Here is a 13155-nt window from a genome sequence, read left to right as displayed (position 1 = left end):
ACCATGCTCGACTGCTGTTGCCTGAGTCGAGCACGGCTCGACTCTACAGGGAGGCCGCAGCCACGCCACGCGTGGCTGCATTATTTGGTGGTGTACCCACCATTGACCAGGATGGTCTGCCCGGTCATCCACCAGCCATCGGTGACCAGGAAACGGATCCACGGCACGATGTCGGCGATGTCGGTCAGGCCCGTGCGGGTGAACGCCGACAGCGCCGCTGCGGTCTTGTGATACGCCTGCGCGTCGGCACTCTCGGCTGGATAGAAGAACGGCGTATCCATCGGACCGGGCCCGATCGCGGTCACCGAGATGCCGCGCTCACCGAACTCCTTCGATGCCGCGCGGGTGAAATGCTCCACCGGCGCCTTGGTGCCGGCATAGCTGGAGTAGAACGGCGTGAACGCACCCAGCAGCGAGGTGACCAGGGTGCAGATCCGGCCGCCGTCGTTGACGTGGCGGCCGGCTTCCTTGAGGAAGAAGAACGCCGCCTTGGCGTTGACCGCGCTCATCTGGTCGTACTCCGCTTCGCTGATGTCCAGCAGCGGCTTCTTCAGTACCTTGCCCACCGTGTTGATGGCGATGTCGGGACGGCCGACTGCGGCCACGGCATCGGCGAACAAGCGCTCCATCGCCACCGCCGAAGTCAGGTCGCCCTGCAGGGCCACCGCCTTGCTGCCGGCGGCCTGCACGGCGGCGACGGTCGCCTCTGCTTCGGCCTGGGTGGCGGCGCTGTTGTAGTGGATGACGATGGCTTTGGCGCCCTGGCTGGCGAAGTCGCGGGCGATCAGTCCGCCCAGGTTCTTGGCGCCACCGGCGATCAGCACGGTCTTGCCCTTGAGGGAATGGTCGGTCATGGCTTCGGTCTCGGGAGGGGGCTGCCCGGGGTGGCAACCCTGCCCTGACGACGATATCGTGCAGAAAATGCGGATAAAGCCCGCCACATTGACTTAACTTTCCAGAGCCAGCGAACAATGGACCGGATCGATCGCTTCCGCATCTTCACCCGGGTCGTGGAGTGCGCCAGCTTCACCCGCGCCGCCGACCAGCTCGGCCTGCCCCGCTCCACCGTCTCGGCGGCCATTGCGGAGCTGGAGCAGCGGCTCGGCACCCGCCTGCTGCAGCGCTCGACCCGACGGGTGTCCACCACCCACGACGGCGACGTGTTCCATGCCCGCTGCCTGCGCCTGATCGCCGAGGTTGAAGACGCCGAAACCCTGTTCCGCCAGGACGACGCGCAACCGATGGGCCTGCTGAAGATCGACGTGCCCAGCCGCATCGGCCGTCGCATCATCGCCCCGGCGCTGCCGGATTTCTTCGCGCGGTATCCGCAGGTGGAGGTGGACCTGGGCATGACCGACCGCGCGGTGAACCTGATCGAAGACGGTTGCGATGCGGTGCTGCGGGTTGGCCAGCTGGGCGATTCCAGCCTGGTGGCCCGCACGCTGGGCCAGCTCCACTTCGTCAACGTTGCCGCACCGGCCTACCTGCGCGGGCACGGCGTACCGCAGCATCCTGACGACCTGCAGCAGCACCGCGCGGTGAACTACGCATCGCCGACCACGGCGCGGGTGGAACCGTGGGAATGGCAGGAGGGCGGCCAGCTGCGCACGCTGCCGATGCCTGGGTGGGTGCGGGTGAACAGCGCCGAGGCGTCGATCGCGTGCTGCGTGGCCGGACTGGGGCTGCTGCAGATTCCGCGCTACGACGTGCAGGCCGAACTGGAATCAGGCGCATTGGTGGAGGTGATGCCGCAGTACGTGGCGCAGCCCTTGCCGGTGACCCTGTTGCAACCGCATCGGCAACACCGTGCGCTGCGCGTGCAGGTGTTCATTGAATGGCTGCTGCCGGTGCTGCGGATCGGCCTGCACCTGCAGTAGAACCACGGCCTGCGTGGATGCTTCATGCATGGGGTCGGATCCCTTTCCCAGAGGGAAAGGGATCCGACCCCGACGGGCGAACCCAAAGGGTTACGCCCCGGATTCGTCCGGCTTGACCCGGAACCAGGCCGCGTACAGCGCCGGCAGGAACACCAGGGTCAGCACCGTACCCACGATCAGGCCGCCCATGATCGAGATCGCCATCGAGCCGTAGAACGCGCTGCGCGACAGCGGAATCATCGCCAGCACCGCGGCAAGCGCGGTCAGCACGATCGGGCGGAAACGGCGTACCGTGGCGTCGATGATCGAATGCCAGCGATCATGCCCGGCATCGATGTCCTGCTGGATCTGGTCGATCAGGATCACCGAGTTGCGCATGATCATGCCGGCCAGTGCGATCGTGCCCAGCAAGGCCACGAAGCCGAACGGCGCGCGGAACAGCAGCAGGAACAGGGTCGCACCGATGATGCCCAGCGGCGCGGTCACCAGCACCATCGCCGCACGCGAGAAGCTGCGCAGCTGCAGCATCAGCAGCGTGGCCACCACCACCAGGAACAGCGGCATGCCGGCCTTGATCGAGTTCTGGCCACGCGCCGAATCCTCCACCGTACCGCCGGTTTCCAGCAGGTAGCCATTCGGCAGCTCGGCACGGATGCCGTCCAGCGTCGGCAGGATCTGGTGCACCACGTCCAGCGGTTGCATGCCATCGCCGATGTCGGCACGCACGGTCACCGTGGGCAGGCGGTTGCGATGCCAGATGATGCCGTCCTCGAAGCCGTACTCCATCGTCGCCACCTGCGACAGCGTGATGCTGCCACCGTTGGCGGTCGGCATCGACAGGCTCGACAGCAGCTCCAGCTGGTTGCGCTCGTCGGTCGGGCCACGCAGCAGCATCTCGATCTGGCGGTTACCTTCGCGGTACACGCTTACCGACTGCCCGGCCAGCGAGCTGGACAGGAATTGGCTGACCTGGGCACTGCTCACGCCCAGCGCGCGGGCGCGCTCCTGGTCGATCACCAGGCGCACCACCTTGCTCGGCTCGCTCCAGTCCAGGTTGACGTTGATCACGTGCGGGTTCTCGCGCACCTTGGCCTCGACCTGGCGGGCGATCGCCTGCACCCGCTCGATGTGCTCGCCGGAAATGCGCATCTGCACGGGGTAGCCGACCGGCGGGCCGTTTTCCAGGCGGGTCACGCGCATCTGCACGTCCGGGAACTGCGGGATCACCTCCTTCAGCAGCCAGCTGCGGGCGGTTTCACGCGCCTTGGTGTCCTTGGCCAGGATCACGAACTGGGCGAAGTTGGTCGCCGGCAGCTGCTGGTCCAGCGGCAGGTAGAAGCGCGGCGAGCCGGTGCCCACATAGGACACGTAGTTGGCGATGTCCTGGCGGCCCTGCAGCAGCTTTTCCAGCTTCTCGGCCTGGGCCTGGGTCGAGCGCAGCGACGCGCCCTCGGCCAGCTCGATATCCACCATCAGTTCCGGCCGGGTCGAATCCGGGAAGAACTGCTGCGGCACGAAGCGGAACATCATCAGCGAGAACACGAACAGCGCGACGGTCGCGGCAATCACCCACCAGCGACGGCGCAGGCAGGCGTCGAGGAAGCGACGGAAGCTGCGGTAGAACGGGCGCTGGTACGGATCATGGTCGTGCCCGTGCTGCGGCGGCGCGATCAGGTTGGCCAGCGCCGGGTAGCGGTCAGCCCACTGCTGGCGCTTGGCGTGCCAGCGCGCGGACAGGCTGCCCGGCTTCGGTGGCTGCGGGTTGAACAGGTCCGGCAGCATCTTGTCGCCCAGGTACGGGATGAACAACACCGCTGCGATCCACGACACCACCAGCGCGATGGTCACCACCTGGAACAGCGAGCGGGTGTATTCACCGGTGCTCGATGCCGCCGTGGCGATCGGCAGGAAGCCGGCAGCGGTGATCAACGTACCGGTCAGCATCGGGAACGCGGTCGATTCCCAGGCGAAACTGGCCGCGCGCAGGCGGTCGTAGCCCTGCTCCATCTTGGTGGCCATCATCTCCACCGCGATGATCGCATCGTCCACCAGCAGGCCCAGCGCCAGCACCAGCGCGCCGAGCGAGATCTTGTGCAGGCCGATGTCGAAGTAGTGCATGACGAAGAAGGTCATCGCCAGCACCAGCGGAATGGTCACGCCTACCACCAGGCCGGTGCGCAGGCCCAGCGAGAAGAAACTGACCAGCAGCACGATCACCACCGCTTCGGTCAGCACCTGCACGAACTCGCCGACCGACTCCTCCACCGACTGCGGCTGGTCGGACACCTTGCGCAGCTGCATGCCGGCCGGCAGGGTCTTCTGCAGCCGCTGGAACTCGGCATCGAGGTTGGCACCGAGCTTGAGGATGTCACCGCCATCCTTCATTGCCACGGCCAGCCCGATGGCCTCTTCGCCCATGAAGCGCATCTTCGGCGACGCCGGATCGGCGAAGCCGCGCTTGACCTCGGCGATGTCGCCCAGATGCACGGTGCGGTCACCGGCGCGGATCGGGAACTGGCGGATCGCTTCGATATCGTTGAACTGGCCGGTCACGCGCAGCTGCACGCGATCGGTGGCGGTCTCGAAGAAGCTGGTGCCGGTGATCGCATTCTGGTCGGCCAGCGCCTGCTGCACCTGCTGCATTGACACGCCCAGCGTTGCCAGCCGGGTGTTGGACAACTCGATCCACACCTTCTCGTCCTGCAGGCCGACCAGGTCGATCTTGCCGACGTCGGGCACGCGCTGCAGTTCCAGCTGGATGCGGTCGGCGTAGTCGCGCATCACCGCGTAGTCGAAGCCCTTGCCGGTCAACGCATAGATGTTGCCGTAGGTGTCGCCGAACTCATCGTTGAAGAATGGGCCGACGATCTCGCGCGGCAGCGTCGCGCGGATGTCGCCCACGCGCTTGCGGACCTGGTACCACAGGTCCGGAATCTGCCTGGAACGCAGGCTGTCGCGGGCCATGAAGATGACCTGGGATTCACCCGGGCGCGAATACGAGCGGATGAACTCGTACTCGCCGGTGTTCATCAACGCCTTCTCGATCGGCTCGGTCACCTGCCGCGAGACCTGCTCGGCGGTGGCCCCCGGCCACAACGTGCGCACCACCATCGCCTTGAAGGTGAAGGGCGGATCTTCGGACTGGCCCAGATGCTTGTACGACCACGCACCGATCAGGGCGAAGGCGAGCATCGCAAACAGCACCAATGGACGATTGGCCAGCGCCCACTCGGAAAGATTGAAGCGGCGCACCGGCTTACTCCTTGGCCTTGGCGGCAGCCGGCGGCGCGGCCGGCTTCAGCACGGGACGATTCTGCCGGTCCACGGCGATCACCGGCTGGCCGGCGCGCAGCAGATGGCCACCCGCAGCCACCACCCAGTCACCCGCGCCCACACCCGACAGCACCGGCACCGTCTCGCTGCCGTAGGCACCGGTGGTGACCGCGGCAGCCTTCAATGTGCTGTTGGCCGGATCGACCACCCACACGCTGGCGGCACCATTGGCACCACGCTGCAGCGCGCCCAGCGGCAACTGCAGCGTGCCGTGGCGGCCGGCGCTGCTGTAGACGCGCGCACTCTGGCCCAGTTCGACATCGGCCAGCGCATCGGCGGCCAGGCTGACCCGCGTGGCGTAGGTGCGTGCCTGCGGATCGGCGGCGGCGGCGATCTCGCGGATCGTGCCCGGCAGGCGCTGGCCCGGACGGTTCCACAGCTCCACTTCGACCGGCTGGCCGACCGCGTAGTCGCGGATGGTGGCTTCGGGCAGATCGATCAGCACTTCGCGCCCGCCGTCGGCAGCCAGGTTGAAGATGGTCTGGCCGGCGGAGACCACCTGCCCGGCCTCGGCCTCGCGGCTGGCGATCACACCGTCGGCCGGTGCGCGCAGCTGCGCGTAGTCGGCCTGGTTGCGCAGTACATCGAGGTTGGCGCGGGCGGCATTGGCCTGGCCCTGCGCCGCCTTGAAGGCGGCAGACTGCTGGTCCAGCTGTGAACGGCTGACCAGCTGCTGGTCGGCCAGCACCTGGTAGCGTTTCAGGTCATCACGGGCACGCACCAGATCGGCTTCGGCCGCGGCCAGCTGGGCCTGCGAGGCACGCGCCTGCAGTGCGAAGTCGGCCACGTCCAGCTCGGCCAGTACGTCGCCCTTCTTCACCCGCTGGCCAGCATCGACATGACGCTTGACCAGGTTGCCACCGACACGGAACGACAGCGGGCTTTCCTGGCGGGCACGTACCGTGCCCGGGAACGCCGCCGGGGCCTGCCCGGCCTGTTCGCCGGGGTGAACCACCAGTACCGGCACGGCCGCCTGTGGCGCCTGTTCCTGTCCCGAACAGGCTGCCAGCGCAGCCACCCACACCATACCGCCCATCCAGCGCACGATCTTCATCGGTCAACGTCCTGAAAACGCAGGGTTGCAACTAAGGGGAGAGCCGCGACTGCCGGCCCAATTTAATAAACCGGCCGGTATAGTATAAATATCGAACCGCTTGGTCTAGTATTGTCGCGATGAGTTCTCCCACTTCCCGCAAGCCGTCGGCCAAGCCCGCTGCCAAGGCCGTCGGACCCGGGCGTCCCAAGGACCTCGGCAAGCGCGCGGCGATCCTTGAAGCAGCCAAGGCACTGTTCATCGAACAGGGCTATACCGGCGTGAGCATGGACACCATCGCTGCTCAGGCGGGCGTTTCGAAGCTGACTGTGTACAGCCACTTCGGCGACAAGGAGACCCTGTTCTCCGAGGCCGTGCAGTCAAAGTGCATTGAAATGCTGCCCGATGCCCTGTTCGTGGCCGATGCGGACGGCCCGCTCCGCGACCAGCTGATCGGCATCGGACTGGCCTTCTTCGAACTGATCACCTCCGACGCGGCAATCTCGATCCAGCGCATGATGATGGCGCCAGAGACCGACGAACGCCTGCGCGAGCTGTTCTGGAAGGCAGGCCCGGAACGTACCTGCGAAGCCCTGGCTGACTTCCTGCGGGCACGCGCCGAGCGCGGCGAACTGGACATCACTGATTATTCGCTAGCGGGCGAGCAGTTCCTGACCCTGGTCAAGGGCGAAGTGCACATGCATATGATGTGCGGCATGCCACTGTCACCGGTGGCGTGTGACCCTCTTGCCCATGTGACCGCCAGCATCGACTTCTTCCTGCGCGCCTATGCGCCGCGAGGGGCCGGGACGGCTGAATAACCAAAACTGAACGAACCGGAGGTCGCGATGACTTCCGGCACTGCGACCCCGGCCACCCGGCAGCTGATGCTCTGGGCGCGCCGCCGGCCTCCGGCACCGGTAAAATGGCCGGCCCACTGCGCTGGATTTGAACCTCATGACGATTGATTACGCCCACGCCCGCGAACTGATGGTGGAACAGCAGATCCGTCCCTGGGACGTGCTGGACATCAAGGTGCTCGACGTCCTGGCCCGCCTGCCGCGCGAGGCCTTTGTCGCCGATGCACACCGGGCACTGGCCTACGCCGATGTCGAACTGCCGATCGGCCATGGCCAGAAGATGATGAAGCCGGTCATCGAGGGCCGTACCCTGCAGGCGCTGGATCTGCAGCCGGGTGACGAAGTGCTGGAAATCGGCACCGGCAGCGGCTTCCTGGCCGCCTGCATCGGCGCGCTGGCGCGCGATGTGCTGAGCCTGGAAATCGATGCCGAACTGGCCGCTGCCGCGCGCGCGCGCCTGGACGCCTCCGGCCTGGGCAACAATATCCGCGTGGAGGTGGCCGACGCCCTGTCGTGGCAGACCGACCGCCGTTTTGACGTGATCTGTGTCACTGGTGCGGTCGACGTGGTGCCGTCACAGTTTGCTTCGTGGCTGCGTCCGGGTGGCCGCCTGTTCGTGATCCACGGCCGTTCGCCGGCGATGGAGGCCCTGCTGGTCAAGGCCGACGGCAGCACCGAGTCCCTGTTCGAGACTGATATCGATTACCTGCGCGGTGCCGCCCCGGCACCCCAGTTCCACCTCTGAGTCCAAGGAAGCCGCAATGATCCGCCGATCCCTCGCTGTTGCGCTGGCCACTGCCCTGCTGCCGTTGTCCGCCCATGCCGCCGACCTGCTGCAGGTCTACGAAATGGCGCGCAACGGCGATCCGCAGCTGTCTGCCGCCGAATCGACCCGGCTGTACGACAAGGAAGGCGCCGTGCAGGCGCGCGCCGCCCTGCTGCCGCAGATCAACGGCCAGGCCACGCTGAACCGTTCGCGCAGCGAAGCCAATGCCGATGCCAACTCCGGCACGGTCACCAGCAAGCGCCGCACCTACACGATCGACGGCAGCCAGACGCTGTTCAACTGGACCCAGATCAACAACCTGCGTTCGCAGCGCGAGCTGAGCAAGGCGGCGGACTTCACCCTCGATTCGGCCAACGACAGCCTGATCGTGCGCACCTCGGCGGCCTACTTCAACGTGCTGGTGGCGATCGAATCGCTGAACGCCGCACAGACCAACGAAGCGGCCGCGAAGAAGCAGTTCGACTTCGCCGACAAGCGCCTGGAAGTGGGCCTGGCGCCGATCACCGACGTGCACGAAGCACGCGCCCAGTACGACCAGGCGCGTGCCAACACCATCGTTGCGCAGAACACCCTGGCCGATAACTATCAGGCCCTGACCGAACTGACCGGCCAGCCGGTGGTCAACCTGCGCGGCCTGCCGGCGGACTTCCGCCCGGAAGTGCCGGCCAACCGCGGCAACATCGATGAGCTGGTGCAGCAGGCCACGACCCAGAATCCGGCGCTGAAGGCGCAGGAATTGAAAGTCAGCGCGGCCGAAGCCGGCGTGCAGGCTGCCCGTGGTGGCCACTACCCGACCCTGTCGCTGGGCGGCAGCTGGGGCAAGTCCGCCACCTGGGGTGACAGCACCGGTGCCGGCTCGCTGTCGCCGGACGCACGCACCAACAGCATCGGCCTGACCCTGAGCGTGCCGATCTTCTCCGGCGGTGCCACCCAGTCCGGCGTGCGCCAGGCGCTGGCCCAGCGTGACATTGCCCAGGACGGTTACGAGCAGCAGAAGCGTGCGCTGGACCGCAACACCCGCAATGCCTACCAGACCCTGGTGCAGGGCATCAGCGAGGTGGAAGCGCGCCGTCTGGCCGTGGTCTCGGCACAGAGCGCCTACGACGCCTCGCAGGTCGGCCTGGAAGTCGGTACCCGTACCGTGCTGGACGTGATCCAGAACCAGCGCATCCTGTTCTCGGCGCAGCTGGATTACGCCCAGGCCCGCTACACCTTCCTGCAGAACCGGCTGCTGCTGAGCCAGTCGCTGGGCGCACTGGACGTGGCCGAGCTGCAGGACGTCAACCGCCTGCTGACCCAGGATGCCGGCAATCCGGCCACGACCACGCGCTGAGTCGGGGCCCCCGCCTGCAACGAAGAAGCCACCCGCAAGGGTGGCTTTTTTTGTGGCCGATGGCGTGGGCGCCTGCACGCCGGGCGCAGCCTGTGCTCAGCCCGGCCACGCCCGCAGCCGCGCCAGTGCCGCCAGCAGGCACAGGATCGCCGCCATCGGCGCCAGCAACGGCATCAGCAGGGCCGGCCAGCGCAACGGACCCTGCGCCGCTGCAGGCGGGCGCGGTCGCAGCACCGCCAGGCACAGCATGCCCATCACCAGCAGCGCGGCTGCGCCCGGCAGCACCGGCAACGCCCCCGCCGGTACCCACAACGCCAGCAACGTCGCCGACAGCACCACCGCCACCAGCCTTGGTCGCCACGCAGTGGCATACGGTGCAGGCCGGAGTGCCATCGCCAGCTGCACCGCCAGCGTCAGCAGCACCACCTGCAACGCGGCAAGGCCAGCGGCGCCGGCCAACGGCAGCAGCGGCAGCATCCACTGCAACGGCGGATGGCCCTGCAGGGCCACCGACAACGGCCGCGTACTGGCCAGCGCCGGAAACTCGACCAGGCCAGCCTGCAGCGCCGCCAGCAGGATCAGCCATACCATCGCCAGCAGCGACGACAGTGTCAGTACGCCGGGATGCCCGCGCCGCTGTTGCCGCCGCAGCGCGGGAAAGCCCAGTGCCAACCCGACGCTGGCAAACACGCCCAGCAGCGGCACCGCAGCGGCCAGCACGCCGCCCAGACCGAAGCGATACGGTGCGGTGGCGTCCGGCAGCCAGGGAACCCAGTGCGCGTAGTGCACATACCGCGCCGCCAGCGTGAGCAGCAGCAGCCCGATGCCGATCTTTACCGTCAGCAGCGCACAGGCCACCAGCGCCACCACCCGCGCTGGCAGCAGGGCGGTTGCGCCCAGCACCAGCAATGCCACCGTGGCGGTCAGCTGTACCGGCACCGTGTGATCGGCCTGGACTCCGAACAGGGCCAGCATTGCGTGCAGGTGGCTGGCGGAGGATTGCGCCGCACCCGCCGCGGTCACCACCAGTTCCAGCAGCAGCACACCGCCGAGCACGCCGGCCAGCTGCGGCCCCCAGCCGGCCACCAGCAACCCATGCAGGCCCTGCGCGTCGGGTTGCCGCACCACCAGATCGTGCAGGCAACACAGCACCAGGCCTGCCCCGAGCGCGGCCAGCAGCAGGCTCAGCACGATGGCCGGGCCGGCCTGCGCGGCCGTGTGCTGCCCGACCAGCGCGATCACGCTGCCGCCGACCAGCAGCGTCAATGCCACCACTGCCAGGTGGTCCAGTCCCGGCCGATCGTCATTGATGCCGTCCCTGCCGCCGTTGCCGTCCATCCCAAGTTCCCTTGATATCCACCCAAGCGCGGTGGACATCAGGCTGGCAGGCTGCACCGCCGGCGCGATATCGAAATCTGTTCCGCATGCGCCATGTTGTGATCACAGGCACGCTGCAAGCGGCGGAGCCGGTCCAGCCGCGACAGGCCAGGCATCGCTAAGTGGATTTGATGAAGTCGATCACGACAGTGCGCCGCCTGATCACCGCAGCGCAGAGGTCACTCACGCGGTGGCGGCAGATGCGGCGCCACCAGGGCCAGGGTCCGCTGCAGCGCGCCGCGGCCATTGCTGACCAGCGTGCACCCGGCACGGGCCATGTCTTGGCGGGCCTGGGCGTTGTCGAGCAGATGCTGCAGCAGATCGCCAACGGCCTGCGCGTCCTCGCCGATCAGCAGCGCGCCGGCCTCGCGCATGCGCCGGGAGATTTCGGCGAAGTTGTGCAGGTGCGGGCCGGTCACCGACGCGGTCCCCATGGCCGCAGGCTCCAGCAGGTTGTGGCCACCGATGGCCTGCAGGCTGCCACCGACGAAGGCAACCTGGGCGCAGGCGTAGAACGGCATCAGTTCGCCCAGGGTATCGATGACGAACACATCGGTCCCCCTTTGCGGCCACCGCTCTACCCGGCGGGTGGCCACATTCCAGCCCTGTTCGCGCGCCAGCGCTTCCACCTTCGGGAACCGTTCGGGGTGGCGCGGCGCCCACAGCAGCAGCAGGTCCGGATGCTGCTGGCGCAGGCGCCGGTGCAGCTCGACCACCGCCTGCTCTTCGCCTTCATGGGTGCTGGCGGCGATCCACACCGGCTGCCCGGCCGGGATGCGCTCATGGAACTGCCCGACAAAGCCCTGCACGTCGGGGGTGGTGATGTCGAATTTCAGATTGCCCAGCGCCTGCACCTGTTCCGGCGCTGCCCCCAGCTGCACGAACCGCTCGGCGTCGTCGTGCGACTGCGCGGCCACGCAGGTGACGGTACGCAGTGCGCGCCGGATCAGTGGCGCCAGCAGCCGGTAGCCGCGCAACGAGCGCGCCGACAGGCGTGCGTTGAGGATGTAGACCGGAATGCCACGGTCGCGGCAGCCGAACAGCATGTTCGGCCACAGCTCGGTTTCCAGGATCAGCGCCAGGCTGGGCTGGAAGTGGCCGAGGAAGCGGTTGACGCTGCCCGGTACGTCGTAAGGCAGATAGACGTGGTCCAGTGCATCGCCCCACAGCGCGCGCACGCGCTCGGAGCCGGTCGGGGTGATGGTGGTGATGACCCAGCGGATGTCGGGGCGCTGCTCGCGCAATGCATTGACCAGCGGTGCAGCGGCATTGACCTCGCCCACCGAGACCGCGTGCAGCCAGACCCGCGGCTGGCCGCTGGGCTGCGGATAGGAGGCATAGCGCTCGTCCCAGCGCCGGAAGTACTCGCGGACCCGGAAACCGCGCCAGACCAGGTGGTACACGGTGATCGGCAGCAGGATGTAGAGCACGACCGAGTACAGGCCACGCAGGATCCATTCGACAGGGTCTTTACGCATGCGGCAAGGATACGGGAGCCCCCCGGGAAAGACACGCAGCCGGGTTGGTAGAATGGGGCAATGTCCGATGCCACCACCGCCATCCGCCCGTCGCTGCGCGATCCCTGCAACTGGCCGATGTTCGCCGCCATGCTCGGCGCCTTCGCCCTCGCCCGCCTGCCGTGGTTGCTGCAGCGGGCGCTTGGCCGCGGCGTCGGCTGGATCAGCTGGCGCCTGCTCGGCAGCCGCCGCCGCGCCGCCGAGGTCAACCTGAAGCTGTGCTTCCCCGAGAAGGACGAAGCCTGGCGCCAGCGCCTGGTGCGCGACAGTTTCGATGCGCTGGGCGTGGGCGTGTTCGAGTGCATCCGCGCCTGGTGGGGCAGCATCGACAGCCTGCGCCCGCAGGTGCGGATCGAAGGGCTGGAACACCTGCGGCAGATGCAGGCCGAGGGCCGTGGTGTGCTGCTGGTGTCCGGCCACTTCATGACCCTGGAAATGTGCGGGCGCCTGCTGTGCGACTACGTCGACCTGTCCGGCATGTACCGCAAGCACAAGAACCCGGTCTACGAGTGGGCGGTGAAGTTCGGCCGCCTGCGCTATGCCAAGGCGATGTTCGCCAACGAGGACATCCGCGCCACCGTGCGCCACCTGAAGAAGGGCGGTTTCCTCTGGTATGCGCCGGACCAGGACATGCGTGGCAAGGACACCGTGTTCGTGCCGTTCTTCGGCCACACCGCCTCGACCATCACCGCCACCCACCAGCTGGCGCGGATGACCGGTTGCGCGGTGATTCCGTATTTCCATCGCCGCGAAGGCGGGAAGTATTTCCTGAAGATCGGCGCGCCGCTGCAGAACTTCCCCAGCGAGGATGTGGAAGCCGATACCACGCGGGTCAATCAGGCCATCGAAGCCATGGTGCGCGAAGCGCCTGACCAGTACCTGTGGATCCACCGCCGGTTCAAGCGCCAGCCCGGCGGCCGGAGCGATTTCTACAAGTAACCGGATGCGGTGGAAGGGCCGGCGTGCCCGGGGTAGTCGCCAACCTTGGTTGGCGCCGATGAACCGAGGCCGGTCCCGGGGAGCCCACCAAGGTTGGCA

The 13155-nt window shown here is 67.4% G+C and carries 10 protein-coding genes; 5 read left to right on the top strand and 5 right to left on the bottom strand.

What is annotated here, in order from left to right:
- Positions 1-80 precede the first annotated feature (80 nt).
- Entirely contained in the window at positions 81-854 is a 774-nt protein-coding gene (locus ARC23_RS12970; protein WP_057497580.1) for an SDR family oxidoreductase, read from the bottom strand.
- Between the two features lie 117 nt (positions 855-971).
- Here ARC23_RS12970 and ARC23_RS12965 point away from each other — a divergent pair, with 117 nt between their 5' ends.
- Complete coding sequence (locus ARC23_RS12965) at positions 972-1877, top strand: LysR family transcriptional regulator (protein ID WP_057497579.1); 906 nt, start codon at positions 972-974, stop codon at positions 1875-1877.
- A 90-nt stretch (positions 1878-1967) separates the two neighbouring features.
- Here ARC23_RS12965 and ARC23_RS12960 read toward each other — a convergent pair whose 3' ends face one another.
- Both ARC23_RS12960 and ARC23_RS12955 read right to left on the bottom strand, forming a co-directional pair.
- Positions 1968-5129, bottom strand: a complete 3162-nt coding sequence (locus tag ARC23_RS12960; RefSeq protein ID WP_057497578.1) for an efflux RND transporter permease subunit — start codon at positions 5127-5129, stop codon at positions 1968-1970.
- 4 nt (positions 5130-5133) lie between these two features.
- A complete protein-coding gene (locus ARC23_RS12955; protein ID WP_057497577.1) occupies positions 5134-6264 on the bottom strand; it encodes an efflux RND transporter periplasmic adaptor subunit in 1131 nt (376 codons plus the stop codon).
- 119 nt (positions 6265-6383) lie between these two features.
- Between ARC23_RS12955 and ARC23_RS12950 the strand changes: the two genes are divergently transcribed.
- The 3 genes from ARC23_RS12950 (at position 6384) to ARC23_RS12940 (ending at position 9223) form a co-directional block, all read left to right on the top strand.
- Positions 6384-7064: a TetR/AcrR family transcriptional regulator gene (locus ARC23_RS12950; protein ID WP_057497576.1), complete on the top strand. Its 681-nt coding sequence runs from the start codon at positions 6384-6386 to the stop codon at positions 7062-7064.
- A 136-nt stretch (positions 7065-7200) separates the two neighbouring features.
- A complete protein-coding gene (locus ARC23_RS12945) occupies positions 7201-7848 on the top strand; it encodes a protein-L-isoaspartate O-methyltransferase family protein (RefSeq protein ID WP_057497575.1) in 648 nt (215 codons plus the stop codon).
- Between the two features lie 16 nt (positions 7849-7864).
- A complete protein-coding gene (locus ARC23_RS12940; RefSeq protein WP_057497574.1) occupies positions 7865-9223 on the top strand; it encodes a TolC family outer membrane protein in 1359 nt (452 codons plus the stop codon).
- Positions 9224-9319: 96 nt separating this feature from the next.
- Here the strand turns inward: ARC23_RS12940 and ARC23_RS12935 are convergent, their stop codons facing one another.
- Positions 9320-10561 (bottom strand): hypothetical protein, encoded by a 1242-nt coding sequence (locus ARC23_RS12935; RefSeq protein ID WP_057497573.1) that lies wholly within the window; start codon positions 10559-10561, stop codon positions 9320-9322.
- A 218-nt stretch (positions 10562-10779) separates the two neighbouring features.
- Complete coding sequence (gene waaA / locus ARC23_RS12930; RefSeq protein WP_057497572.1) at positions 10780-12078, bottom strand: lipid IV(A) 3-deoxy-D-manno-octulosonic acid transferase; 1299 nt, start codon at positions 12076-12078, stop codon at positions 10780-10782.
- A 60-nt stretch (positions 12079-12138) separates the two neighbouring features.
- On the opposite strand from waaA, the gene ARC23_RS12925 reads away from it, so the two are divergent.
- Positions 12139-13056, top strand: coding sequence for an LpxL/LpxP family Kdo(2)-lipid IV(A) lauroyl/palmitoleoyl acyltransferase (locus tag ARC23_RS12925; RefSeq protein WP_057497571.1), 918 nt, complete (start codon positions 12139-12141; stop codon positions 13054-13056).
- Positions 13057-13155: the final 99 nt, after the last annotated feature.

Origin of the sequence: Stenotrophomonas beteli (genome assembly GCF_001431665.1) — a bacterium.
In the GTDB taxonomy this organism is placed as follows: Bacteria; Pseudomonadota; Gammaproteobacteria; order Xanthomonadales; family Xanthomonadaceae; genus Stenotrophomonas; species Stenotrophomonas beteli.
The sequence above is the reverse complement of the archived record's forward strand: the minus strand, read 5'-3'. Positions and strand labels throughout refer to the sequence as shown.

Bases quoted from the DNA above. Each gene is read 5' to 3' on its own strand.
- ARC23_RS12970 (WP_057497580.1), bottom strand. From the start codon at position 854: ATGACCGACCATTCCCTCAAGGGCAAGACCGTGCTGATCGCCGGTGGC.
- ARC23_RS12965 (WP_057497579.1), top strand. From the start codon at position 972: ATGGACCGGATCGATCGCTTCCGCATCTTCACCCGGGTCGTGGAGTGC.
- ARC23_RS12955 (WP_057497577.1), bottom strand. From the start codon at position 6,264: ATGAAGATCGTGCGCTGGATGGGCGGTATGGTGTGGGTGGCTGCGCTG.
- ARC23_RS12950 (WP_057497576.1), top strand. From the start codon at position 6,384: ATGAGTTCTCCCACTTCCCGCAAGCCGTCGGCCAAGCCCGCTGCCAAG.
- ARC23_RS12945 (WP_057497575.1), top strand. From the start codon at position 7,201: ATGACGATTGATTACGCCCACGCCCGCGAACTGATGGTGGAACAGCAG.
- ARC23_RS12940 (WP_057497574.1), top strand. From the start codon at position 7,865: ATGATCCGCCGATCCCTCGCTGTTGCGCTGGCCACTGCCCTGCTGCCG.
- ARC23_RS12935 (WP_057497573.1), bottom strand. From the start codon at position 10,561: ATGGACGGCAACGGCGGCAGGGACGGCATCAATGACGATCGGCCGGGA.
- waaA (WP_057497572.1), bottom strand. From the start codon at position 12,078: ATGCGTAAAGACCCTGTCGAATGGATCCTGCGTGGCCTGTACTCGGTC.
- ARC23_RS12925 (WP_057497571.1), top strand. From the start codon at position 12,139: ATGTCCGATGCCACCACCGCCATCCGCCCGTCGCTGCGCGATCCCTGC.